Consider the following 25314-nt stretch of genomic DNA (forward strand, 5'->3'; position numbering starts at 1 on the left):
CGGCGTCGGCGAAATGCCCCAGAGCCGCGACGCCTGTGTGCTGCTGGTCGAGGACAACCCGGTCAATCGCACCGTGGTCGAGGCGATGCTACGCAGCCTGGGTTTGCAGGTGAGCGTGGCGGCGGATGGCGTTGAAGCGGTGAACATGGCCAGCCGGGAAAGCTTTGCGCTGATTTTGATGGACTGCCGACTGCCGGTCATGGACGGCTACGAAGCCACGCGCCGAATCAGAATGCTGCCGGGGCTGGCGACGTTGCCCATTATTGCCCTGACCGCCAACGCCCAGCACGGCGACCGGGACATCTGTCTGCAAGCCGGAATGAACGATTACCTGGCCAAGCCATTCAAACGTACTGATTTACAGCAGGTTTTGCAGCGATGGTTGACCATTAAGGCATCTGCGACTGGCGGTAAAGGATAAATTCCGGCAGTCTTGTGTGCCGATTCGACCCACGCCCACGCGCGGTCGAAAAATTTCAGTGCACAGGTGTACTTTCATTTCACCCGTGCTGTGACTTTCACTACAACGCAATAGTCTATGAGTAGGCTGCCAGCAGAGGGATGACCCGCTGGCCAGACTGGGTAAGTAACGCCACACCCTGCCGCACAGGATTATCGAGGAGTTCGCATGACCAAACAAAACGCCTTTACCCGGGAAGATCTGCTGCGCTGCAGTCGCGGCGAGCTGTTCGGCCCAGGTAATGCGCAATTGCCCGCCCCCAACATGCTGATGGTCGATCGCATCACCCACATCAGCGAAGAAGGCGGCAAGTACGGAAAAGGTGAATTGGTCGCCGAACTCGATATCAACCCGGACCTGTGGTTCTTCGCCTGTCACTTCGAAGGTGATCCGGTGATGCCGGGCTGCCTGGGCCTCGATGCCATGTGGCAGCTGGTCGGTTTCTTCCTCGGCTGGCAAGGCCTGCCGGGCCGCGGTCGCGCACTGGGCTCGGGCGAAGTGAAATTCTTCGGTCAGGTCCTGCCGACCGCCAAGAAAGTCACCTACAACATTCACATCAAGCGCGTCCTCAAAGGCAAGCTGAACCTGGCGATCGCCGACGGTTCGGTCAGCGTGGACGGCCGTGAAATCTATACCGCCGAAGGCCTGCGCGTCGGTGTCTTCACTTCCACTGAAAATTTCTAAGGGTATTCGCATGCGCCGCGTCGTTATCACTGGTCTGGGCATTGTTTCCTGCTTGGGCAATGACAAAGACACCGTCTCCGCCAACTTGCGTGCAAGTCGCCCTGGCATCCGTTTCAACCCGGAATACGCCGAAATGGGTCTGCGCAGCCAGGTATCGGGTTCCATCGATCCAAACCTGCCGCTCAAGGAACTGGTCGACCGCAAAACCCTGCGCTTCGTTGGTCAGGCGGCGGCTTATGCCTACGTGGCCATGAAGAGCGCCGTGGAAGACTCCGGCCTGACCGAAGAGATGGTATCCAACCCGCGTACCGGTCTGATTGCCGGCTCTGGCGGTGCTTCGACCCTGAACCAGATGGAAGCGCTGGACATCCTGCGCGAGAAAGGCATCAAAAAGGTTCTCCCGTATTACGTCACCCGGACCATGAGCAGCACGGTTTCAGCCTGTCTGGCAACGCCATTCAAGATCAAGGGCCTGAACTACTCCATCGCTTCTGCCTGCGCCACCAGTGCTCACTGCATCGGTACCGCCATGGAGCAGATTCAGATGGGCAAGCAGGACATCGTGTTTGCCGGCGGTGGCGAAGAGGAGCACTGGAGCCAGTCGTTCCTGTTCGACGCCATGGGTGCACTGTCCAGCAAACGCAACGACACGCCTGAACAGGCTTCCCGTGCCTACGATGCTGACCGCGACGGTTTCGTCATCGCCGGCGGCGGCGGCATGGTGGTGGTCGAGGAACTGGAGCACGCTCTGGCCCGTGGCGCGAAGATCTACGCAGAGCTGGTAGGCTACGGCGCCACTTCCGACGGTTATGACATGGTCGCTCCAAGCGGCGAAGGCGCCATCCGCTGCATGCAGCAGGCGTTGTCCACCGTTGATGGCACCATCGACTACCTGAACACCCACGGCACCTCCACTCCGGTCGGCGACGTCAAGGAAATGGAAGGCGTGCGTGAGGTGTTTGGCGACAAGGCGCCTGCCATCAGCTCAACCAAGAGCCTGTCGGGTCACTCCCTGGGCGCCGCCGGCGTTCACGAAGCGATCTACTGCATGCTGATGATGGAAGGCAACTTCATGGCCGGTTCGGCGAACATCGACGAGCTGGACCCAGCCGTTGCCGACATGCCGATCCTGACCAAGACCCGCGAAAACACCGAGCTGAATCTGGTGATGAGCAACAGCTTCGGCTTCGGCGGCACCAACGCCACGCTGGTGATGAAGCGCTGGACTGGCAAGTAATAGAGTCAGTTGCAGATAAGAAAGGCGCCCCTCGGGGCGCCTTTTTTATTGCCAGCACAAATGCACTGCGTGGGGCCTTCTTTTTGTGGGACCGGCTTTAGCCGGGAAGACTCAAGGTGTCACACTGAGAATGCTGCAACCATGCCATTAAGGTCTGTCGCCAGTCGCGACAGTTCGTGGCTGGCAGCGCTGGTCTGGTTGGCGCCGGCCGAGCTCTGCAGGGAGATGTCGCGGATGTTGGTGAGGTTGCGGTCGACCTCCCGCGCGACCTGTGCCTGTTCCTCTGACGCACTGGCGATGACCTCGTTGCGTTCGGTAATGAGTGTGATCGCCGCAGCGATGTCGTCCAGCGCCACCCCGGCGGATTGTGCCAGCTCAAGGGTGGTCTGCGCGCGGCTGTTGCTGCCTTGCATGGCGGCCACGGCCTGATCGGTGCCCTGACGGATGTCGCCCACCAGTTGTTCGATTTCCTGGGTCGATGACTGAGTCCGATGGGCCAAAGCACGCACCTCATCCGCCACCACCGCGAAGCCTCGTCCCGCCTCTCCAGCCCGCGCTGCTTCAATAGCCGCGTTCAACGCCAGCAGATTGGTCTGCTCGGCAACCGAGCGAATCACGTCCAGCACCTTGCTGATGCCATACACCTTCTGGGCCAGGGTCTGCACCTGCTCGCCGGCGTCGGTCACGTCTTCGGCCAGATGGGCGATGGACGCCACCGTCTGCTTGACCTGCTGCCGGCCATGTTGAGCAATCCGGTCAGACTCACCGGACGCTTCGGACGTGGCCACGGCATTGCGTGCCACTTCCTCGACCGCCGCGGTCATCTCGTTGACCGCCGTCGCCGCCTGATCAATCTCAAGGCTCTGCTGGTGAAGGCCGCGGGTGGCATCCTCGGTGACGGTGCTGAGTTCTTCGGAAGCCGACGCCAGCTGGTTCGAGGAGTCGGCGATGCGCATGATCGTGCTGCGCAAATTCTGTTGCATGGTCTTGAGGGCTTCCAGCAACCGGGCGGGCTCATCACGGCCCTCCACGACGATCGGTGCGGTGAGGTCACCCGCTGCAACCACCTGAGCAATGCCCAACGCCTGGGCGATCGGTCTGACGATGCTGCGGGTCAACCCCCACGCCAGCAACAGCGTGATCAGCGCCGTCAGCAGCATCATGCCGGCGACCCAGCCGACCGCACTCGAGAACACCACCCGCGCCAGATCGCTTGCCTGCCCGGCGCCCTGCTTATTCAACGAAGTCAGCTCGGTCAACGCGAGGGTCATCTTGTCGGCGAATTGATTCATTTCACCATTGACCAGCTGCATCGCGTCCTGCACCTGGTTGGCGGCGGACAGCTCCATCACCCGGTTCTGGCGCTGGAAATAGGCCTCTTGGGCGGCTGCAAAGGTTTGGTACAACTCACGCTCGCGAGGCGATCCGATCAAGGTGGCATAGTTCTGCTGGGTGGTCTGCAGTCCCGCCTTGAGCTGATCAAGCTTGGCGGTATTGTCACGCAGGGCATCCAGGCTGCGGTTGAGCATCAGACGCAGCGTCAGGGTGCGGATCCGCATGAGGTCCTGGCCCATGGTGCCCAGCTCCATCACGCTGGGCAGCCACTTGTATTCGACTTCGTCCGACTGCTTGCGCATGTTCGACATCTGCACCAATGCGAATGCACCCAGACCGAACACCAGCAAGGCGAGCATGCCGAAACCGAGGGCGGCCCGGGGCGCGATGTTCATGTTTCTCACGGTCATATCCGATCCCTTCCCAAGACGCTGCTCCGGAGAGAGCAGTAGCCTGTGATGTCGGCTTACCTATGACGCTCTGTAGGACAATTCCCTGAGTACTTCGTAATAATTCATTACGGAGCGCGTGGCACTACCGTTCCAGCCACGTGCGCGGGGGATCTGTATCCTGTGTGCCATGTCCAGAGAGAGCGCCATCATGCTGACCATCATTCCCCGCGCCGAAGACGTCGAAGGCCAACCGATCCTGCGCCCCCTCCCCGCTGCGCAATGCCGAAGCGTAGGGCCTTTCGTTTTTTTCGATCACATGCTGGAGACCACCTACGCGCCCGGCACCGGCATGGACATCCGCCAGCATCCGCACATCGGCCTGTCGACGCTGACCTACCTGTTTGAAGGCGAAATCCGACACAAGGACAGCCTCGGCAGCGATCAGCACGTAAGGCCCGGCGAGGTCAGCTGGATGACCGCCGGAAGCGCCATCGCCCACATTGAACGCACACCCGAGGACTTGCACGCCAGTGGCTCTCGCCTGCATGGCCTGCAAGTCTGGCTGGCCTCGCCCAAATCCCATGAGCAAGGCGAAGGTCATTACAGCCATCACCCCGCCGCCACACTGCCGGTCAGCGACGCCATGGGTATTCGTATCCGCTTGATCGCGGGCGAAGGCTTTTGCCTGAAGTCGCCGGTGCCGGTGCTGTCACCCACGCTTTACGCCGAACTGAACCTGCAGACGGCGACGACGCTGTGTGTGCCCCACGACCACGAACAGCGCGCGCTGTATGTTATCGAAGGCGACTTGCTACTGGATGGCGAGCGGGTGCAGCCGCGCAGTCTGGTGGTGCTGGACGCAGGCAGCGAGCCGACGCTTTGCGCGGAAAGCGAATGCCATGCGGTGCTGATCGGCGGTGCGCCCCTGGATGGGCCGAGAAAGATGAACTGGAATTTCGTCGCCAGTGACCCGGCGCTGATTGAACAGGCCAGGGCGAAATGGGCGGCCGGGGACTGGCCGACCGTGCCGGGGGAAGTAGAGCGGATTGAATTGCCGGTAGGCAGCAGGCCGAAGCGCTGATTGGCCGCGGCCTGCCCGGACGCTGTGGGAGTGACCGGAGGGGCACTCCCACAACAGTTAAAACATCACATTAGCCCGCGAACACTTCGTCCAGCAGGTTGTGCATCGAGGTAAACGCGCGCTTCGAAACGGTCGGGTTGTACATCTGTACGCCCGGATTGTTGGCGTGTGGGTCGGTGAACGAATGGAACGCCCCGCCGTAGCTCAAGAGTTGCCAGTCGACGTTGGCAGCGTTCATCTCGGCTTCAAATGCCGGCAGCTGCTCTTTTGGCACCAGAGGGTCGGACGCGCCGTGCATCACCAGCACTTTGCCCTTGATGTTGTTGGCGTCAGCCGGGTTCGGCGTGTCGAGCGTGCCATGGAAGGAGACCGCAGCCTTCAACGGCGCACCGGTGCGCGCCAGTTCCAGTGCGCAGCAACCGCCGAAGCAGAAGCCGAACGCCGCCAGCCGGGACGTGTCGACGGCCGCAATGGTCTGTGCAGTCAATTGATCCAGGGCGGCCTTCATGCGTTTGTTCAACAGCACGCGATCATTCTTCAACGGCATCATGGCAGCCGCCGCTTCATCACCATTGGTCGGGCGTACTTGCTGGCCGTAAAGATCCGCCAGCAAGACCACATAGCCCTTCGCCGCCACGTCTTTGGCAATCTGCTCGGCGTCTTCGCTGACGCCCATCCAGTTAGGCGCCATCACCAGACCCGGTGCGGCCTGAGCACCTTCGCTGAAGGCCAGACGACTCTCGTAGCTCACGCCGTCGATGTCATATACGACGGACTGCACGGTCACATTGCTCATAGCGAACTCCTGCTGGTAAGGATGGAGGGAGATTAAATGACAAAACCCGCCGGAGCGGGTTCTGCCGTGACGCGGATGTTAAACCGAGAGCTCGACCAACAACTTGTTCAAACGGCGCACGTAGGCAGCCGGATCTTTCAAGCTGTCGCCGGCTGCCAGCGCAGCTTGGTCGAACAGGATGTGGGACAGATCGCCGAAGCGGTCTTCATTCTGCTCGTTGTCCAGCTTGCCAATCAGCGGGTGCGACGGGTTGAATTCGAAGATCGGCTTGGAGTCCGGCACCTTCTGACCACTCGCTTCCAGAATCTGACGCATCTGCAGACCAAGGTCCTGCTCGCCGATCGCCAGGATCGCCGGCGAATCGGTCAGACGGTGGGAAACACGCACTTCACTGACGGCATCACCCAGCGCAGTTTTCAGGCGCTCGATCAGGCCTTCCTTGTCCTTGGCGACTTCTTCCTGAGCTTTCTTGTCCTCTTCGGAATCAAGCTTGCCCAGGTCCAGGTCACCGCGTGCCACGTCGACAAAACCCTTGCCGTCAAAGTCGCTCAGGTAGCTCATCAGCCACTCGTCGATACGGTCGGTCAGCAGCAGCACTTCAATGCCTTTCTTGCGGAAGACTTCGAGGTGCGGACTGTTCTTGACCTGCGCGTAGCTTTCGCCGGTGAGGAAGTAGATCTTGTCCTGACCTTCCTTGGCGCGCGACAGATAGTCGGCCAACGAAACGCTCTGCTCGCCGCTGTCGTCGGAGGTCGATGCGAAGCGCAGCAGGCCGGCGATCTTCTCCTTGTTGGCGAAGTCTTCGGCCGGGCCTTCCTTCAGCACCTGACCGAAGTTTTTCCAGAAGCCCTTGTAGTCTTCCGGCTGGTTTTTCGCCAGCTTCTCCAGCATGTCCAGCACACGCTTGGTCAGCGCCGACTTCATCGAATCGATGATCGGGTCTTTCTGCAGGATTTCACGGGACACGTTCAGGGACAGGTCGTTGGAATCGACCACGCCCTTGATGAAGCGCAGGTACAGCGGCAGGAACGATTCGGCCTGATCCATGACGAACACGCGCTGCACATACAGCTTCAGGCCGCGCGGTGCTTCACGCTGGTACAGATCGAATGGCGCGCGGGCCGGCACGTACAGCAGCGAGCTGTATTCCAGCTTGCCTTCGACCTTGTTGTGGCTCCAGCTCAGCGGGTTCTCGAAATCGTGGGCGATGTGCTTGTAGAACTCCTGGTATTCCTCGTCCTTGACCTCGGTACGTGGACGGGTCCACAGCGCGCTGGCACGGTTGACGGTTTCCCACTCTTCAACAGGCTCGGCGTCGCCTTCGACCGGCGCCTGCTCTTTCGGCAACTGGATCGGCAGGGCGATGTGGTCGGAGTACTTCTTGATAATGTTGCGCAGACGGAAGCCGTCAGCGAACTCGTCTTCGGCGCTCTTGAGGTGCAGCACGATGCGCGTACCGCGATCGGCTTTCTCGATCGTGGCGACTTCGAACTCGCCCTCGCCTTTCGACGACCAGTGCACACCTTCGCTGGCGGACAGGCCGGCGCGACGGGTGAACACTTCGACCTGGTCGGCCACGATGAACGCGGAGTAGAAACCGACACCGAACTGACCGATCAGGTGAGAATCTTTCTTCTGATCACCGGACAGGTTCTTCATGAAGTCGGCGGTGCCAGACTTGGCGATGGTGCCCAGATGAGTAATGACATCCTCGCGGCTCATGCCGATGCCGTTGTCTTCCAGAGTGACCGTCTTCGCGTCCTTGTCGTAGCTGACACGGATCTTCAGCTCGGCGCCGCCTTCCAGCAGCTCAGGCTTGGACAGTGCCTCGAAGCGCAGCTTGTCCACCGCGTCGGACGCGTTGGAGATCAGCTCGCGAAGGAAGATTTCCTTGTTCGAGTACAGCGAATGGATCATGAGGTGCAGCAGCTGCTTCACCTCGGTCTGGAAGCCCAGGGTTTCCTTTTGAGTTTCCACACTCATGGTCATCAAACTCCAATCAGTCCACACAAATAGGGGTAGCTGCGCGAAACGCCGAGGGCGGCTCCGAGCAGCGGGTTGTCATCAAGGTGGGGGCTGGGGAGACGATTTCAAGGGCAGGCGTGCTGTCAGCGAAGAATCTTCACCCGCCGAAAACCTCCGGGCTGCAGATCTGTCGACTGAACACCGGACATAAACCACTAACCGCCTGTGATCAGCCGAGTTGTTACACCGCTGAGACGCTTATGTATTTATCCCGCCGGAACATGGAACTAACCTTATAAGCGAATGCTCGAAGGCACGTTGATGACCAATAAGGAGAAACACCCCATGCGTAAATCTTTAGCTATTGCCCTCATGCTTTCTGCCACTCTGGGCCTCGCCGCCTGTGACAAAAAATCCGAAGATAAACAGCAAGATGCAAACAAGGCTGCCGAGCAGTCCCAAGAATCGATGCAAAAAGCGCAAGACAAAGTGAACGACGCTGCCAAAGAAAGTCAGGAAGCCGCTCAAAAGAACGCTGAAGCCGCTCAAGAGCGCGCGAAAGAAGCGAACCAGGCTGCACCTGCAACTAAGCAGTAAGTTTCCAGAGTTTCAAAAAACAAAGCCCGCATTTAGCGGGCTTTGTTTTGTCTGCTTGAAAAGATCGGCGTGTTTATTCTGCGAAGCGCCGACCTTCCCCCTCAGGCCAGCGCTTCGCTGCGCTTGCCCAGCATGCGATCCACCACGAACGCGATGAACAGCGTGATCAGCGACGGGATCAGCCAGGCCAGGCCTTGCTCGCTCAACGGCAGATGGGCCAGCGCGTCCGGCAGGTACACACCCAGCGCAGAACCCTTGACCGCATCCACCGCACCGATCAGGAACGCCACCAGCATGACCGGCGCGACGATCCGACCCTGCGCATGCCAGAAGTCCTTGCAGAAGCTCAACGCCACCAGCGCAATGCACGGCGGGTAGATGGCGGTCAGCACCGGGATCGAGAACTGGATCAGCTTGGTCAGACCAAGGTTGGACACCAGCAGCGAAAACGCCGCCAGCAAGATCACCAGTGCCTTGTAAGACAGCGGCAGCACGCGGCTGAAGTAATCGGCGCAAGCGCAGGTCAGGCCAACCGCAGTGACAAGACACGCCAGCGAGATCAGAACGGCGAGGAAGCTGCTGCCCAGGGTGCCGAAGGTGTGCTGAACGTAAGCATGCAACACCGCAGCGCCATTGGTGGCACCGGCGGCGATGGCATGGCTGTCCGAGCCCAGGCGGAACAGGCTGATGTAGACCAGGGCCAGACCGACACCGGCAATCAGGCCGGCGATGATGGCGTAGCGGGTGATCAGCCGAGGCGACTCGACACCGCGGGAGCGAATCGCATTGACGATGACGATGCCGAAAACCAGCGCGCCCAGGGTGTCCATGGTCAGGTAGCCATTGATGAACCCTTGGGAAAACGGCGCCGCAACGTAGGCAGGTTCGGCAACGCCCACCTCCCCCGCTGGCAGGAGAAACGCGGCGATGCCGAGGATGGCCAGGGCGATGATCTTCAGCGGCGCGAGGAAACGCCCCACGGTGTCGAGCAATCGACCCGGATAAAGGGAGATCCAGAACACCAGCACGAAATAAACCAGGCTGTAGAGAAACAGTGCGAGGGGGCTTTCACCGGTCAACGGCGCCAGGCCGACCTCAAACGACACCGTGGCCGTGCGCGGGGTGGCGAACAACGGCCCCACGGACAGGTAGCAGACGGCGGCGAGAATGGTCCCGGCGACCTTGCCGATCGGGCTGCTCAACGCGTCCATAGCGCCGCCAACTTTGGCGAGCGCGATGACAGTCACCACCGGAAGGCCGACGGCCGTGACCAGAAAGCCCAAAGCGGCCATCCATACGTTGGGGCCGGCCTGGAGGCCTACGATCGGGGGGAAGATGATATTGCCAGCGCCGACGAACAGCGCAAACGTCATGAAACCCAGTGCCAGAATGTCCTGGCCTTTCAACACTTTCATTAAGGAAACCACACTGCTGAATCGGAATTAAGAAGAGGATTTCCCTGAGGGTGGGGGAAATGCTGCCCGCCCTTTTAAGACAGACCCTGAGCGCGCCGCCGCTCCTTGTGGGAGCCGACTGCACAAAACGGCGGCTAGCCTACCCTATTTGGCGCACCGATACAGGGCGGTGCGACCGCTGAATGCACATTCGTGTCGCATATCAGAAATGTCTGACAGGATTGGGCCAAGAGCACGAGGCAAATCGAAACGCCGGAAACGCAAAAGCCACCCGAAGGTGGCTTTTGTTGATCAAGCAGTGAGACGAGGGCGATTAAGCCTTCTTCACTTCCCAACCGGTCAGCTCAGCCAGGGCTTTGCCGATGTCAGCCAGCGAACGCACGGTTTTCACGCCTGCGTCCTGCAGTGCAGCGAATTTCTCGTCTGCAGTGCCTTTGCCGCCGGAGATGATCGCGCCCGCATGGCCCATGCGCTTGCCCGGAGGAGCAGTCACACCCGCGATGTAGGAAACGACTGGCTTGGTCACGTGTGCCTTGATGTAGGCAGCCGCTTCTTCTTCAGCCGAACCGCCGATCTCGCCGATCATGACGATCGCTTCGGTCTTCGGGTCTTCCTGGAACAGCTTCAGGATGTCGATGAAGTTCGAACCCGGGATCGGGTCACCGCCGATACCGACGCAGGTCGACTGACCGAAACCGGCGTCAGTGGTCTGCTTCACAGCTTCGTAAGTCAGGGTGCCGGAACGCGACACGATACCGACTTTACCTGGCAAGTGAATGTGACCTGGCATGATGCCGATCTTGCACTCGCCCGGGGTGATGACGCCTGGGCAGTTAGGGCCGATCAGGACCACGCCCAGTTCGTCGCACTTGACCTTGGCTTCGAGCATGTCGATGGTCGGGATGCCTTCGGTGATGCAGACGATCAGCTTGATGCCGCCGAACGCTGCTTCAAGGATGGAATCCTTGCAGAACGGAGCCGGAACGTAGATGACCGAAGCGGTTGCGCCGGTTTTTTCTACTGCTTCGGACACCGTGTTGAACACGGGCAGGTTCAGGTGCGTGGTGCCGCCCTTGCCTGGGGTCACGCCGCCAACCATTTTGGTGCCGTAGGCAATGGCTTGCTCGGAGTGGAAGGTACCCTGGGAGCCGGTGAAGCCCTGGCAGATAACCTTGGTGTCTTTATTGATCAGGACGCTCATTATTTGCCCTCCGCAGCTTTGACGACTTGTTGAGCAGCGTCGGTCAGGCTGGTAGCTGCGATGATGTTCAAGCCGCTTTCTGCCAGTACTTTAGCGCCCAGCTCAGCGTTGTTGCCTTCAAGGCGAACAACCACCGGGATTTTCACGCCGACTTCTTTCACGGCGCCAATGATGCCTTCGGCAATCATGTCGCAGCGAACGATGCCGCCGAAGATGTTGACCAGTACTGCAGCGACGTTGGTGTCGGACAGAATGATCTTGAACGCTTCGGTAACGCGTTCCTTGGTTGCGCCGCCGCCTACGTCGAGGAAGTTGGCTGGCTTGCCGCCATGCAGGTTGACGATGTCCATGGTGCCCATGGCCAGACCGGCACCGTTGACCATGCAGCCGATGTTGCCTTCCAGTGCCACGTAGTTCAGTTCAAACTTGGCAGCGTGGGCTTCACGTGGGTCATCTTGCGATGGGTCGTGGAAAGCCTTCAGCTTTGGCTGACGGTACATGGCGTTGGCGTCGATGTTGATCTTGGCGTCGAGGCAATGCAGATCGCCGTCAGCCTTGATCACCAGCGGGTTCACTTCCAGCAGGGCCAGATCGTGGTCCTGGAACAGCTTGGCCAGACCGGTGAAGATCTTGGCGAACTGGGTGACCTGCTTGCCTTCCAGACCCAGCTGGAATGCCAGATCGCGACCCTGGAATGGCTGAGCGCCAACCAGTGGATCGATGGTCGCTTTGAGAATCTTCTCAGGCGTGTCGTGAGCGATCTTCTCGATGTCCACGCCACCTTCGGTGGAAGCCATGAACACGATACGACGGCTCGAACGATCGACTACAGCGCCCAGGTACAGCTCTTTGGCGATGTCAGTGCACGATTCAACCAGGATCTTGGTGACTGGCTGACCGTTGGCATCAGTCTGGTAAGTGACCAGACGCTTGCCCAGCCACTGTTGAGCGAACGCAGCGGCGTCTTCCTTGCTGCGAACCAGCTTGACGCCGCCCGCTTTACCGCGACCGCCTGCGTGAACCTGGGCTTTGACTACCCACTCGGTTCCGCCGATCTTGTCGCACGCTTCTGCTGCTGCTTCCGGGGTGTCTACTGCATAGCCCTTGGATACTGGCAGGCCGTATTCAGCAAACAGCTGCTTACCCTGATACTCGTGAAGATTCATGCTTATTACCGTCTTCGTTAGGTACTGCGCATTCGGTGCTGCTCGTCAAAGCGTGCCGCACCACCTGTGACCGCTTCTCCCGGAGAACGCCGGTCAGGCATCAAGCCCGCCCTTAGCTGCCGAGAGTTCGAGTCCAACGGACCTTCCGCGGTAAGCCCTGCGAGCAGGGCCTACGACGGGCGGACCGTCGTGGTTATTTTCAGCGTTTTTTCTTGTTCTGGATGTGGATGGCGCCGCCATTCACAGCCAGTGCCGCTTCGTGCAGCGCTTCGGACAGCGTCGGGTGGGAGAAGACCATCATGCCGATGTCTTCGGCACTGGTGCCGAACTCCATGCCGATCGCGCCCTGCTGTACCAGCTCTGCAGCGCCAGGACCAATGACGTGTACACCCAGTACACGGTCGGTCTTGGCATCAGCGATGACCTTGACGAAACCGCCGGTGTCATTCGCTGCCATTGCACGGCCGCTGGCCGCGAACGGGAACTGACCGACGTTGACTTCCACGCCTTCGGCCTTCAGCGTCTGCTCGGTTTTACCGACCCATGCGATTTCCGGGTGGGTATAGATAACCGAAGGAATCAGGTCGTAGTTCATCTGGGTCTTGTGACCCTTGATGCGCTCGACAACCATGATGCCTTCTTCGGACGCCTTGTGCGCCAGCATCAGACCACGAACCACGTCACCGATCGCGTACACGCCAGGAACGCTGGTCTCGCACTGCTCGTTGACGAAGATGAAACCGCGCTCGTCGATGTCGACGCCGCTATCGGCAGCCAGCAGTTCGGTGGTTACCGGGCGACGGCCCACGGCCACGATCACGCGGTCGAAGGTGATGTTCTGCTCGCCGTCCTTGTCGGTGTAGGTCACGACGACTTCGTCGCCATTGACCTTGGAACCGGTGACGCGTGCGCCCAGCTTGATGTCCAGACCCTGCTTGGTGAAGGTCTTCTGCGCTTCTTTGGCAACAGCTTCGTCAGCGGCCGGCAGGAATTTCTCCAGGGCCTCGAGCACCGTCACTTTGGCACCCAGGCGAGCCCAGACCGAACCCAGCTCCAAGCCGATTACACCGGCACCGATGACGCACAGGCGCTCAGGCACAGCCGGGAATTCCAGGGCGCCTGTCGAATCGACGATGGTGACCTGATTGACCGGAGCCGGCGGAATGTCGATCGGACGCGAACCGGAGGCCAGAATGATGTTCTCGGCTTCGATGACTTCGGTGGTACCGTCAGGCTTGGTCAGCTCGACTTTCTTGCCGGCCAGCAGCTTGCCGTGGCCTTGCAGGGAAGTGACGCCGTTGGCCTTGAACAGGCTGGCAACGCCGCCGGTCAGGCCTTTGACGATCTGGGCCTTGCGGCCAATCATGGCAGCAATGTCCATTTTCAGGTCGTTGAGCGAGATACCGTGAACACCGAACTGGTTCTTGGCTTCGTAGAATTTCCAGGAGCTGTCCAGCAGCGCCTTGGAAGGGATGCAGCCCACGTTCAGGCAGGTCCCGCCGAGGGCCAGCTTGCCCTCTTTATCCTGATACTTCTCGATGCAGGCAGTCGTGAGACCGAGTTGCGCGGCCTTGATAGCAGCCACGTAGCCGCCAGGGCCAGCGCCAATCACTACCACGTCGAATTTCTGGGACATAGAAAAGAGTTCCTCTTTAGCTGCGAGCTTTAAGCTGCAAGCTACAAGCTGACCTGCGATGAACTGCAGGATCGGCTTGCGACTTATTCATTGATACCAACCGCGAGTGACAAGCTGCATACCGTACCGCTTCTGACTTGAAGCATTCGGCTTGCAGCTTGACGCTGCTTCGTTAGATGTCCAGCAACAGACGCGCCGGGTCTTCCAGCAGGTTCTTGATGGTCACCAGGAACGTCACGGCTTCTTTACCGTCGATCAGGCGGTGATCGTAGGACAGCGCCAGATACATCATCGGACGGATGACGACCTGACCGTTGATCGCCATAGGACGCTGCAGAATGTTGTGCATGCCCAGGATGGCCGCTTGCGGCGGGTTGACGATCGGGGTCGACATCATCGAACCGAAAGTACCACCGTTGGTGATGGTGAAGGTACCGCCAGTCATCTCGTCGATGGACAGTTTGCCGTCACGGGCTTTCTTGCCGAAGGTGGCGATGCCGCCTTCGATTTCAGCCAGGCTCATCTGCTCGGCGTTGCGCAGCACCGGAACCACCAGGCCACGATCGCTCGACACGGCAACGCCGACGTCGGCATAACCGTGGTAGACGATGTCGGTGCCGTCGATCGAAGCGTTGACCGCAGGGTAGCGTTTCAGCGCTTCGGTCGCTGCCTTGACGAAGAACGACATGAAGCCCAGGCGTACGCCGTTGTGGGACTTCTCGAACAGGTCCTTGTACTTCGAACGCAGGGCCATGACTTCGGTCATGTCGACTTCGTTGAAGGTGGTCAGCATCGCCATGTTGGACTGAGCTTCAACCAGACGCTCGGCAACCTTGGCGCGCAGACGGGTCATCGGCACGCGCTTCTCGGTGCGGTCGCCAACGGCGGTCACAGGAGCAGCGGCTGCAGCAGCAGGCTTGGCGGCAGGCGCAGCGGCCGGAGCGGATTTCTTCGCTTCGATGGCAGCGACGACGTCTTCCTTGGTCACGCGGCCGTCTTTGCCGGTGCCTTTGACGCTGGACAGGTTGATTCCGTTTTCTTCGGCCAGCTTGCGGGCAGCCGGAGCGCCGATCGCGTCTTCATCACCGGAAGCAGCGGCTGGGGCAGCGGCAGCCTGGGCAGGCGCAGCAGCAGGAGCCGATGCAGCGGCGGCTGGAGCGGCCGCAGCTGGAGCGGCAGCGGCGCCGCCCTCTTCGATCGAGCCCAGCAACTGGTTCGACAGGACAGTGGCGCCCTCTTCGGCAACGATTGCGCCCAGTACGCCGTCAGCTTCGGCCAAGACTTCCAGAACGACCTTGTCGGTTTCGATATCAACGATCAGGTCGTCACGCTTGACGGCGTCGCCCGGTTTTTTGTGCCAGGTGGCAACGGTGCCGTCGGCAACGGATTCCGGGAAAGAGGGGGCTTTGATCTCAATAGCCATTATCTGTAATTCCTTTAATTCGGTTTCTAGTGCGCGAAGGCGTTAAACGGAGAACGCGTCTTTCAGCAGTTTTTCCTGCTGTTCGGCGTGCATCGAAGCGTATCCACAAGCGGGAGCAGCGGAAGCATCACGGCCGGCATACTCGAGAACGAGGTTGCGGTTGTGATTGCCGATGCTGCGGCGCAGGTGGTGCTGACTGCTGTACCAGGCGCCCTGATTCATCGGTTCTTCCTGACACCAGACCACGTTGGTCAGATTGGTGTAAGGCGCGATGGCCTCCATCAGGTCGTCTTCCGGGAACGGATAGAGCTGCTCGAGACGCACGATGGCGATGTCTTCGCGGCCTTCGGCACGGCGTTTTTCCAGCAGGTCGTAGTAGACCTTGCCGCTGCACAGCACCAGACGCGTCACTTTCGCGGCATCGAGGGTGTCGATTTCCGGGATGACGGTCTGGAACGAGCCATGGGCCAGATCTTCCAGGGTCGACACGGCCAGCTTGTGGCGCAGCAACGACTTCGGCGTCAACACGATCAGCGGCTTGCGCAGCGGACGGATCACCTGACGGCGCAGCAGATGGTAAATCTGAGCCGGGGTGGTCGGTACGCAGACCTGAATGTTGTGCTCGGCGCACAATTGCAGGTAACGCTCAAGACGTGCCGATGAGTGCTCCGGGCCCTGCCCTTCGTAGCCATGGGGCAACAGCATGGTCAGACCGCACAGACGGCCCCACTTGTGCTCGCCGCTGGTGATGAACTGGTCGATCACGACCTGGGCACCGTTGGCAAAGTCACCGAACTGGGCTTCCCAAATCACCAGCGCATTCGGCTGAGTGGTCGAGTAACCGTATTCGAACGCCAGCACGGCTTCTTCCGACAGGAACGAGTCGTACAGGTCGAAACGAGGCTGACCGGCGTACAGGTTCTGCAGAGGCACGTAGGTCGCGCCGTCTTTCTGGTTGTGCAGCACGGCGTGACGGTGCGAGAACGTACCGCGACCGACGTCCTGGCCGGTGATGCGCACCTGATGGCCTTCGAATGCCAGCGTGGCGTAAGCCATGGTTTCGGCGTAACCCCAGTTGATCGGAAGGCCACCGACTTGCATCTTCTGGCGGTCTTCATAGATTTTCTGGACCTGACGCTGAACCACGAAACCTTCTGGCACTTCCATCAGCTTGGCTGACAGTTCCTGCAGGGTCTTGAGGTCGAAACTGGTGTCGTGACGTGCGGTCCACGCGTGACCCAGGTATGGACGCCAGTCGACGAACAATTCCTTGTTCGGCTCTTTGACCAGGCTTTTGACCACATGCATGCCGTTGTCCAGCGCGTTGCGGTACTCATCGACCTTGGCCTGAGCGGCTTCGGCGTTGAGGATGCCTGCGGCGGCCAGAGAATCGGCGTACAGCTCACGGGTGGTTCGCTGCTTGGCGATCTGCTGATACATCAGCGGCTGGGTGCCGCTCGGTTCGTCGGCTTCGTTGTGGCCGCGACGACGGTAGCAGACCAGGTCGATGACCACGTCACGCTTGAACTGCATGCGGTAGTCGATCGCCAGTTGGGTCACGAACAGCACGGCTTCCGGATCATCGCCATTCACATGGAGGATCGGCGCCTGAATCATCTTGGCAACGTCGGTCGCGTACTCGGTAGAGCGCGAGTCTTCCTGCTTGCTGATGGTGAAGCCGACCTGGTTGTTGATCACGATGTGGATCGTGCCGCCCGTCTTGAAGCCACGGGTCTGCGACATCTGGAAGGTTTCCAGCACCACACCCTGGCCAGCGAACGCAGCGTCACCGTGGATCGAGATCGGCAGCACTTTCTCGCCAGTGGCGTCGTTGCGACGGTCCTGACGGGCACGCACCGAACCTTCGACCACAGGGGAAACGATTTCCAGGTGGGACGGGTTGAACGCCATCGCCAGGTGGACTTCGCCGCCGGTGGTCATCACGTTGGACGAGAAGCCCTGGTGGTACTTGACGTCACCGGAGCCCAGTTCGACCTTCTTCTTGCCTTCGAACTCGTCGAACAGGTCGCGCGGGTTCTTGCCGAAGGTGTTAACCAGCACGTTGAGACGGCCACGGTGGGCCATGCCGATGACGACTTCCTTGGTGCCGTAGGAACCGGAGCGCTGAATCAGCTCGTCGAGCATCGGGATCAGGCTTTCGCCGCCTTCCAGACCGAAACGCTTGGTGCCCGGGTACTTGGTGCCCAGGTACTTCTCCAGACCCTCGCCCGCGGTGACTCGCTCGAGCAGGTGGCTCTTGATGTCGGCGGAATAGGCAGGACGGCCACGCACGCTTTCGAGGCGCTGCATGAACCAGTTACGCTGGTTGGAATCGACGATGTGCGTGAACTCGGCGCCGATGGTGCGGCAATATGTCTGCTGCAACGCTTCGACGATTTCGCGTAGGCTCGCTTCTTCCTTGCCGATGAACAGGTCGCCGGCACGGAATGTGGTATCGAGGTCAGCGTTGGTCAAACCGTAATGGTTGATCGACAGGTCAGCTGGCGCAGTACGCTTCCACAGACCCAGAGGATCGAGTTGCGCACCCTGATGGCCGCGCATACGGAATGCCTGGATAAGTCGCAGCACTTCAACTTGCTTCTTTTCATGCTCGCTGCTCACGCTGCCGGCAGAGACCGGTTGGGCGCGGCGCTGGTTTTTCCCCAGCAACACAAAATGATCGCGAACCGTAGAGTGCGATACATCGGTGGCAGTGCTGCCGTCAGCCGGCAACGTCTGAAAATAGGTGCGCCACTCTTCTGGCACAGCGTTAGGGTCGTGCAGGTAGAGCTCGTAGAGCTCTTCCACATAGGCAGCGTTACCACCGGAAAGGTGGGCGCTGTTCCACATGCGCTGCATCACGCTTTCTTGCATGCTTGGTCACCCTCGATTAGGGGACACCATCGGCGTCGATGCCAGCGCAAACTTGAAAAGTCCATGTGCAGCGACTTCAAGTCACTAGGGATCACGCAGATAGTCCGGGTACCAGCCCGGATGCCCCTGCTGGTTTCATTTCTTCAAAATAAGAGCTGAAGCCATACGACAACTGCTCAGGTTAAAACTACGGCGCCGGTTGAAGCCTGCGCCGCAGCGTTTACGGGTGCTGCAGTAGCGGGTGCTGCGATGTTACAGGTGTGGCGAACTCAGACACCGCTTTTGAGCAGCATGTTGCGCACGTGACCGATAGCCTTGGTTGGATTAAGGCCTTTCGGACAAACATTGACGCAGTTCATGATGCCGCGGCAGCGGAACACACTGAACGGATCGTCCATGGACGCCAGACGCTCTTGCGTCCGGGTGTCGCGGCTGTCAGCCAGGAAACGATAGGCTTGCAGGATCGCAGCAGGACCCAGGAACTTGTCGGGGTTCCACCAGAAGGACGGGCAGGACGTCGAGCAGCAAGCGCACAGAATGCACTCGTACAGGCCGTCGAGTTTTTCCCGCTCTTCCGGGGTCTGCAGGCGCTCGATGGACGGAGCCGGCGTGTCGTTCTGCAGGAATGGCTTCACCTTCTCGTATTGCTTGTAGAAGATGCTCATGTCGACAGCGAGGTCACGGATGACCGGCAGACCAGGCAGTGGGCGAACCACCAGCTTGTTGCCCTTGACCACAGCCGACAGCGGCGTGATGCAGGCCAGGCCATTCTTGCCGTTGATGTTCATGCCGTCGGAACCGCACACGCCTTCGCGGCACGAACGACGGTACGAGAAGCCTTCGTCCTGCTCTTTGACCAGAGCCAGCACGTCCAACACCATCAGGTCCTTGCCACCGGTGTCGACCTGGAAATCCTGCATGAACGGCGCGGCGTCCTGATCAGGGTTGTAGCGATAAACACTGACTTGCAACATGGCGGTCACCCTTAATAAGTCCGAATCTTAGGTTCAAAAGTCGGAACAGTTTTCGGCGAGAAGTTCACGGCACGCTTGGCTACGCGTTTTTCACCCGGGAAGTACAGGGTGTGGCACAGCCAGTTCTCGTCGTCGCGATCTTCGAAGTCTTCACGGGCGTGAGCGCCACGGGACTCCTTGCGATGCTCTGCGGCGATCGCCGTTGCTTCAGCGACTTCCAGCAGGTTCTGCAGCTCCAGCGCTTCGATCCGGGCAGTGTTGAACGCCTGGCTCTTGTCGTTGATCTTGACGTTGGCGATACGCGTGCGCAGGTCAGCCAGCTGGGCAATACCCTTCTGCATGTATTCGCCGGTACGGAACACACCGAAGTAGTTCTGCATGCAGCTCTGCAGCTCTTTGCGCAGGGTCGCGACGTCTTCGCCATCGGTACGCGAGTTCAGGCCGTTGAGGCGAGCCAGCGCGACGTCGATGTCGGTTTCGGAAGCGCGACGGTAGTCGACGCCCTCGTTGAGCGCCTGCTCCAGGTGCAGACCCGCAGCACGACCGAAGACCACCAGGTCGAGCAGCGAGTTGCCGCCCAGACGGTTGGCGCCGTGAACCGATACGCACGCCACTTCACCGACCGCGAACAGGCCCGGGATGATGGTGTCGACGCCGGCGGCATCCTGGGTGATCGCCTGACCATGAATGTTGGTGGCAACGCCGCCCATCATGTAGTGGCAGGTCGGTACGACAGGGATTGGCGCCACGGCTGGATCGACGTGTGCGAAGGTCTTGGACAGTTCCATGATCCCTGGCAGACGGCTGTGCAGCACTTCTTCACCGAGGTGATCAAGCTTGAGCATTACGTGGTCGCCGTCAGGACCGCAACCGTTGCCGGCGATGATCTCTTTAACCATCGAGCGAGCCACCACGTCACGACCGGCAAGGTCCTTGGCGTTTGGCGCGTAGCGTTCCATGAAACGCTCGCCGTGCTTGTTGATCAGGTAACCGCCTTCACCACGGCAGCCTTCGGTGACCAGTACACCTGCGCCGGCGATGCCGGTCGGGTGGAACTGCCACATTTCGATGTCCTGCACCGGTACACCGGCACGCAACGCCATGCCCACGCCGTCGCCGGTGTTGATCAGGGCGTTGGTGGTGGAGGAATAGATGCGGCCGGCACCGCCGGTGGCCAGTACAGTCGCGTCGGCGCGAATGTAGGAGGTTTCACCGGTTTCGATGCAGATGGCGATGATGCCGACGAACGCGCCGTCCTGGTTCTTCACCAGATCAACTGCGTAGTACTCGTTCAGGAATACGGTGCCGGCTTTCAGGTTGGCCTGATACAGGGTGTGCAGCAGGGCGTGACCGGTACGGTCGGCAGCGGCACAGGTGCGTGCAGCCTGACCGCCCTTGCCAAAGTCCTTCGACTGACCGCCGAACGGACGCTGATAGATGCGGCCCTGCTCGGTACGGGAGAACGGCAGACCCATGTGCTCGAGCTCGAACACGGCCTCCGGGCCAACGGAACACATGTATTCGATAGCGTCCTGGTCACCGATGTAGTCGGAGCCCTTGACGGTGTCGTACATGTGCCAGCGCCAGTCATCGTTCGGGTCGGCCGAAGCGATTGCGCAGGTGATGCCACCCTGGGCGGAAACGGTGTGGGAGCGAGTCGGGAAGACCTTGGTGACGACAGCGGTCTTGTGGCCGCCCTGAGCCAGCTGCAATGCGGCACGCATGCCCGCACCGCCGCCGCCAATGATAATGGCGTCGAATGAAAGCGTATTAATGTTAGCCATGAATCAGATACCCCAAAGAATCTGCACACCCCAGACGAAGTAAGCGAACATCGCAATGCCGCACACCGCCTGAAAAAGGAAACGCACCACTGTCGCGGACTTGCCCAGCGCCATCGGCGTCAGGTAGTCGGTCGCGATGGTCCACATGCCAACCCAGGTGTGAGCCGCCAGGGCTACAAGGGCCAGCAGGCTGAAGATGCGCATTGCGTTATGGGAGAAGAGCGCGTGCCACGTGGCGTATTCGATGCCAGGGTGAGCGATCAGGTACCCGATCAGGAAAATGAAATAAGCCGCGAGTACGACGGCGGAGACGCGTTGCGCCATCCAGTCATACAGGCCCGAACGAGAAAGGTTGGTGACGTTGGTTACCATATCCACACTCCTGCCAGAACGATCACCACCACAGACACGGCGATAACGATTTTAGAGCCCAGCTTGCCGCCTTCCAGCGTCTCGCCGATGCCCGAGTCCATGATGAGATGACGGACGCCCGCCACCAGGTGATACAGCAGTGCGGACAGAAGAGCCCAGATCACGAACTTGGCCAGCGGACTGGTCAGCCCCGCTTTCACCGACGCGAAGCCTTCCTCGGAGTCGAGCGACAGGTCCAATGCATAAAGCATGATGGCAATGCCGACGAAGAGGATGACACCGGAGATACGGTGAAGGATGGACGTGTAAGCAGTGATAGGGAGTTTGATGGTCCTTAGGTCTAGGTTTACAGGTCGTTGGCTTTTCACGGCTTTTTTTCACACTGAAGAGCCCTAACACTCAGGGCAAGTTGTTGGGAAGTGTACTGGTCAGGTACCCACTACCCAGGAAGTGACCAACCCCGTTGAATCGGGCCTGAAAGCCCCTGGCGGTCGGACGCCGAGTATAGACAGTTAGCCAACTAATGACAACGCGCAGACCCTGTCCCAAGGGTGGATTGCTTTAGCCCGATAATTGGCGTAAATGGCCCGTAATTTCGACGAAAACCCTGCGTTAAAGCCTTCTGCTACAAGACTTTTGGCAAATTGACTTTAGAATTTATCTCACTATAGTGATGCGGGCCCTGCGTGGGGGGTCTGTCTGATGATTTGAAGCATAATTAGGAGGCCACATGGCTGATAAAAAAGCGCAGTTGATCATCGAGGGCGCAGCCCCCGTCGAGCTGCCCATTCTGACCGGCACCGTTGGTCCCGATGTTATCGACGTACGCGGCCTGACTGCCACCGGACGCTTCACATTTGACCCTGGCTTCATGTCCACCGCCTCATGCGAATCCAAGATCACCTACATCGATGGTGACAACGGCATTCTTCTGCATCGCGGCTATCCGATCGAACAGCTGGCCGAGCAATCGGACTACCTGGAAACCTGCTACCTGCTGCTCAACGGCGAACTGCCAACCGCCGAGCAAAAAGCCGAATTCGTCGTCACCGTGAAGAATCACACCATGGTGCACGAGCAACTCAAGACCTTCTTCAACGGTTTCCGTCGCGACGCCCACCCGATGGCGGTCATGTGCGGTGTGGTCGGTGCCCTCTCGGCGTTCTACCACGACTCACTGGACATCAATAATCCGCAGCACCGCGAAATCTCCGCGATCCGTCTGGTCGCCAAGATGCCGACCCTGGCGGCCATGGTTTACAAGTACTCCATGGGTCAACCCATGATGTACCCGCGCAACGACCTCAGCTACGCGGAAAACTTCCTGCACATGATGTTCAACACGCCGTGCGAGATCAAACCGATCAGCCCGACGCTGGCCAAGGCCATGGACCGGATTTTCATCCTCCACGCCGACCACGAACAGAACGCCTCGACGTCCACCGTGCGCATGGCAGGCTCGTCGGGCGCCAACCCGTTTGCCTGTATCGCCGCCGGTATCGCCGCACTCTGGGGCCCCGCCCACGGTGGCGCGAACGAAGCCGTGCTGACCATGCTCGATGAGATCGGCGATGTGTCCAACATCGACACCTACATCGCCAAGGCCAAGGACAAGAACGACCCGTTCAAGCTGATGGGCTTCGGTCACCGGGTTTACAAGAACCGCGACCCGCGCGCCACTGTGATGAAACAGACCTGCGACGAAGTCCTGCGCGAACTGGGCATCACCAATGACCCGCAGCTCGAGCTGGCCATGCGTCTTGAAGAGATCGCCCTGACCGACCCGTACTTCATCGAACGCTCGCTGTACCCGAACGTCGACTTCTACTCGGGCATCATCCTCAAGGCCATCGGCATCCCGACCAGTATGTTCACCGTGATTTTCGCCCTGGCGCGAACTGTCGGCTGGATCTCTCACTGGAAAGAAATGCTCTCCAGCCCGTACAAAATCGGCCGTCCACGCCAGCTGTACACCGGCGAAGTGTCGCGCGACATCGTTCCGCTGGCCGAGCGCAAGTAACTCGACAGCAAACACGAAGACGCAAAAAAAGGCTGCCCTCGGGCAGCCTTTTTAGTGTGTGGCTTTAGCGTCGCGAGCGAACCGATCAGTTCTTCTCGGCTCGGTCCTTCAGCGCTTTCAGGGTGTTGAACGGCGCATCCACCACGAACTTGTTCGCCAGCCAGGACGGCACGCTGCCGCCAGGCTCGGTGTGCACCTGATAGGTCACCTCGGTCAGGTTGTCGCCCTTGGGCACGAACTTCCAGAACCCCTCAACCTGCGCCACCCGCACAAAGCCCTTCTCTTCCGGGATGTACTTGGGCTCGCCTTCCAGCTCACGGGTCACGCTGCCATCGGCGCCTTCCACCGTCGTCACTTTCAGCACCGAATCCCGCGGCGTGACCGGCCACGGTGTATTGAACTGGGAGTAGGTCCAGGTCTTGTCGCCGTCGTGCTTGAGGATCTTCTGCAGCTTGCACTCGTGAATCCACGCGCAGGCAGCGGCTACGTCTTCCTGCAACGCTCTGAGCTTGCCGATGCCCGCCTTGATGGTGGTCACGCCTTGATAAGCCTTGTACTGCGATCCGGGAACTTCGCTGAGGGAGACCTTGATGCCCTCCTCGTTCTTCGCGACTTTCCACTCTTCAGCCTGCGCTGAAGCAGCCACCCATACAGTCAGTCCCAAGCCGAAAGCAATGCGGTACAGCGAACTCATATGGTGTTCCTTATTGTTGAAGTTCAGTCGCGCCTCGGGTGCGCTTCACGCCACCGATGTCATCTTTTCCCACCAGCCGATCAGACGGATTGCGTCCTCGGGGCCGGTGCCACACACCTCAGGGTCCGCCGCAAACTGACTACACACCGCCGGCCTGCCCGGCTGTCCAAAAATGCCGCAGAGCATATCCAGCGACAAGTGCAGACAGCGCATGCCCGCAGGCTTGCCGTTGGGCATCCCGGGAATCGGTGAGGTAATGGACGGCGCGATGCAGCACGCGCCGCAGCCTGGACGGCATTCCATGAAAAGAACCTGTGTGGCAGTGAGAACGATGGCCTGATCTTACGCGCTAAAACACACGTTTGAAAATCGAGCGCTCTGACAGCGTCATGGGTTCATCACTTTTTGAAGGTGAAATCCAGCGCGGCGCCTTCCACGTCCTTGCGCGCCTCATTGCGCAACTGCAGGTCCATTTCGTTGCTCAGCAGACGGCCTTGCATCTGGAAGTCCGGGTCAGCGTTCGCATCAGGAAACATCTTCGGAAGCAGCGGCTTGGCGCCGGCTGACGGGGCTTTGGCCTTCGACGCGGCAGTGATCACGTTGGACGGCGGGGTCAACTGTTTGACCATCTCGGGCGGCAGGCTCAGGTCCAGCGGGACTTTGTTGAGCTTGGTTTCCTTGACCACTTGAGACGCCGATTTGCTCTTGCTGGCAACCGGGGCGCGCCGCGCCACTTCGGCGTTATCCGCTTTAACCTTGGCGGATTTGGCGTTGGGGCCCGCCGCCTTATCGTCAGCTGTTTTGGCGTTGGTGACTGTTCGCGGCGCTTCAGCCGATGACTTGCCGGATGCGACTACAGGCACGGTCGTGATATTTGGCGCAAGGGTATGGACCGCTGGCGCGTCAGCCACAGACTTGTCCGGCAACGCAGGCGAAGGCTCAGGTCCGGAAGCAGGCTTCGCTGGTTCGGGAGACACGGGCGCCACAGCGGGCGCATCGGCAGGCGCGGCAGGCGCCGAGGCGGTGGCTTTCGCCGGTGGCGTGGGCGCTTTATCGGCATCACAGGCGCTCAGCAACACCAACAACATCACACTTATACAACGCAGTGATTTCATAGTCTGAACGGCAGTAAGTAAGACAGGGGCCATATGCTGGCCCTTTGCACGGCGGCTGACAAGTTGCCTTGTTCGCCTCCCCCGATAGTATGG

Annotated in this window: 21 protein-coding genes and 2 pseudogenes; 6 read left to right on the top strand and 17 right to left on the bottom strand. The window is 59.8% G+C overall.

The genetic code is table 11. The annotated features are described in order from the left end of the window. Positions 1 to 34 precede the first annotated feature (34 nt). The 3 genes and pseudogenes from ACYASU_RS12515 to fabB all read left to right on the top strand — a co-directional run. Positions 35 to 421: pseudogene (locus ACYASU_RS12515) on the top strand (response regulator); the annotation flags it as partial. Between the two features lie 207 nt (positions 422 to 628). Beyond that, a complete protein-coding gene (gene fabA, locus ACYASU_RS12520; RefSeq protein WP_192174895.1) occupies positions 629 to 1144 on the top strand; it encodes a 3-hydroxyacyl-[acyl-carrier-protein] dehydratase FabA in 516 nt (171 codons plus the stop codon). Between the two features lie 10 nt (positions 1145 to 1154). After that, complete coding sequence (gene fabB, locus ACYASU_RS12525) at positions 1155 to 2381, top strand: beta-ketoacyl-ACP synthase I (protein ID WP_133771614.1); 1227 nt, start codon at positions 1155 to 1157, stop codon at positions 2379 to 2381. 119 nt (positions 2382 to 2500) lie between these two features. On the opposite strand, the gene ACYASU_RS12530 is transcribed toward fabB, so the two are convergent. Together ACYASU_RS12530 and ACYASU_RS12535 are read right to left on the bottom strand one after the other, a co-directional pair. Next, entirely contained in the window at positions 2501 to 3364 is an 864-nt protein-coding gene (locus ACYASU_RS12530) for a methyl-accepting chemotaxis protein (protein WP_463583019.1), read from the bottom strand. Next, positions 3359 to 4126, bottom strand: a pseudogene (locus ACYASU_RS12535) (MCP four helix bundle domain-containing protein); the annotation flags it as partial. The pseudogene ACYASU_RS12535 and the gene ACYASU_RS12530, both read right to left, overlap by 6 nt. A gap of 190 nt (positions 4127 to 4316) precedes the next feature. Here ACYASU_RS12535 and ACYASU_RS12540 point away from each other — a divergent pair. Beyond that, complete coding sequence (locus ACYASU_RS12540) at positions 4317 to 5189, top strand: pirin family protein (protein ID WP_463582996.1); 873 nt, start codon at positions 4317 to 4319, stop codon at positions 5187 to 5189. 70 nt (positions 5190 to 5259) lie between these two features. Here ACYASU_RS12540 and ACYASU_RS12545 read toward each other — a convergent pair whose 3' ends face one another. Both ACYASU_RS12545 and htpG read right to left on the bottom strand, forming a co-directional pair. Then, positions 5260 to 5985: a dienelactone hydrolase family protein gene (locus tag ACYASU_RS12545; protein ID WP_463582997.1), complete on the bottom strand. Its 726-nt coding sequence runs from the start codon at positions 5983 to 5985 to the stop codon at positions 5260 to 5262. A gap of 78 nt (positions 5986 to 6063) precedes the next feature. Beyond that, complete coding sequence (gene htpG / locus ACYASU_RS12550) at positions 6064 to 7968, bottom strand: molecular chaperone HtpG (RefSeq protein ID WP_463582998.1); 1905 nt, start codon at positions 7966 to 7968, stop codon at positions 6064 to 6066. Positions 7969 to 8295: 327 nt separating this feature from the next. Here htpG and ACYASU_RS12555 point away from each other — a divergent pair, with 327 nt between their 5' ends. Next, positions 8296 to 8547 (top strand): hypothetical protein, encoded by a 252-nt coding sequence (locus ACYASU_RS12555; RefSeq protein WP_065986299.1) that lies wholly within the window; start codon positions 8296 to 8298, stop codon positions 8545 to 8547. A gap of 101 nt (positions 8548 to 8648) precedes the next feature. Here ACYASU_RS12555 and brnQ read toward each other — a convergent pair whose 3' ends face one another. From brnQ to sdhC, 10 genes are all read right to left on the bottom strand, one after another. Next, the gene (gene brnQ / locus ACYASU_RS12560) at positions 8649 to 9962 is read right to left on the bottom strand and encodes a branched-chain amino acid transport system II carrier protein (RefSeq protein ID WP_463582999.1); all 1314 of its coding nucleotides are present in this window, start codon (positions 9960 to 9962) and stop codon (positions 8649 to 8651) included. A 313-nt stretch (positions 9963 to 10275) separates the two neighbouring features. Then, positions 10276 to 11163: a succinate--CoA ligase subunit alpha gene (gene sucD / locus ACYASU_RS12565; protein WP_037009399.1), complete on the bottom strand. Its 888-nt coding sequence runs from the start codon at positions 11161 to 11163 to the stop codon at positions 10276 to 10278. Then, the gene (gene sucC, locus ACYASU_RS12570) at positions 11163 to 12329 is read right to left on the bottom strand and encodes an ADP-forming succinate--CoA ligase subunit beta (protein ID WP_004882574.1); all 1167 of its coding nucleotides are present in this window, start codon (positions 12327 to 12329) and stop codon (positions 11163 to 11165) included. The genes sucD and sucC overlap by 1 nt, the downstream gene beginning before the upstream one ends. A 199-nt stretch (positions 12330 to 12528) precedes the next feature. Further along, positions 12529 to 13965, bottom strand: a complete 1437-nt coding sequence (gene lpdA / locus ACYASU_RS12575; protein WP_346626384.1) for a dihydrolipoyl dehydrogenase — start codon at positions 13963 to 13965, stop codon at positions 12529 to 12531. A gap of 172 nt (positions 13966 to 14137) precedes the next feature. Then, positions 14138 to 15388, bottom strand: a complete 1251-nt coding sequence (odhB, locus tag ACYASU_RS12580; protein ID WP_282372571.1) for a 2-oxoglutarate dehydrogenase complex dihydrolipoyllysine-residue succinyltransferase — start codon at positions 15386 to 15388, stop codon at positions 14138 to 14140. A 42-nt stretch (positions 15389 to 15430) separates the two neighbouring features. After that, positions 15431 to 18262 (bottom strand): 2-oxoglutarate dehydrogenase E1 component, encoded by a 2832-nt coding sequence (locus ACYASU_RS12585; protein ID WP_192174890.1) that lies wholly within the window; start codon positions 18260 to 18262, stop codon positions 15431 to 15433. Positions 18263 to 18531: 269 nt separating this feature from the next. Next, on the bottom strand, positions 18532 to 19236 hold the full coding sequence (locus tag ACYASU_RS12590) for a succinate dehydrogenase iron-sulfur subunit (RefSeq protein WP_122538402.1): 705 nt from the start codon (positions 19234 to 19236) through the stop codon (positions 18532 to 18534). Positions 19237 to 19247: 11 nt separating this feature from the next. Next, positions 19248 to 21020, bottom strand: coding sequence for a succinate dehydrogenase flavoprotein subunit (gene sdhA / locus ACYASU_RS12595; protein WP_192174889.1), 1773 nt, complete (start codon positions 21018 to 21020; stop codon positions 19248 to 19250). Positions 21021 to 21023: 3 nt separating this feature from the next. Continuing rightward, positions 21024 to 21392, bottom strand: coding sequence for a succinate dehydrogenase, hydrophobic membrane anchor protein (gene sdhD / locus ACYASU_RS12600; RefSeq protein ID WP_122538398.1), 369 nt, complete (start codon positions 21390 to 21392; stop codon positions 21024 to 21026). Continuing rightward, positions 21386 to 21760 carry a succinate dehydrogenase, cytochrome b556 subunit gene (sdhC, locus tag ACYASU_RS12605; protein WP_133771634.1) on the bottom strand — a complete coding sequence of 125 codons (375 nt, stop codon included), beginning with the start codon at positions 21758 to 21760 and terminating at the stop codon, positions 21386 to 21388. Before sdhC ends, sdhD begins: the two co-directional genes overlap by 7 nt. A 362-nt stretch (positions 21761 to 22122) precedes the next feature. On the opposite strand from sdhC, the gene gltA reads away from it, so the two are divergent. After that, a complete protein-coding gene (gene gltA, locus ACYASU_RS12610) occupies positions 22123 to 23412 on the top strand; it encodes a citrate synthase (protein ID WP_037009384.1) in 1290 nt (429 codons plus the stop codon). An 85-nt stretch (positions 23413 to 23497) separates the two neighbouring features. Here the strand turns inward: gltA and ACYASU_RS12615 are convergent, their stop codons facing one another. From ACYASU_RS12615 to ACYASU_RS12625, 3 genes are all read right to left on the bottom strand, one after another. Continuing rightward, complete coding sequence (locus tag ACYASU_RS12615) at positions 23498 to 24106, bottom strand: START domain-containing protein (protein WP_192174887.1); 609 nt, start codon at positions 24104 to 24106, stop codon at positions 23498 to 23500. 45 nt (positions 24107 to 24151) lie between these two features. Beyond that, the gene (locus ACYASU_RS12620; protein ID WP_346629726.1) at positions 24152 to 24409 is read right to left on the bottom strand and encodes a YkgJ family cysteine cluster protein; all 258 of its coding nucleotides are present in this window, start codon (positions 24407 to 24409) and stop codon (positions 24152 to 24154) included. Positions 24410 to 24504: 95 nt separating this feature from the next. Next, positions 24505 to 25221, bottom strand: coding sequence for a translation initiation factor 2 (locus ACYASU_RS12625; protein WP_463583000.1), 717 nt, complete (start codon positions 25219 to 25221; stop codon positions 24505 to 24507). Positions 25222 to 25314: the final 93 nt, after the last annotated feature.

It is taken from the genome of Pseudomonas sp. HP_12, from assembly GCF_055283955.1.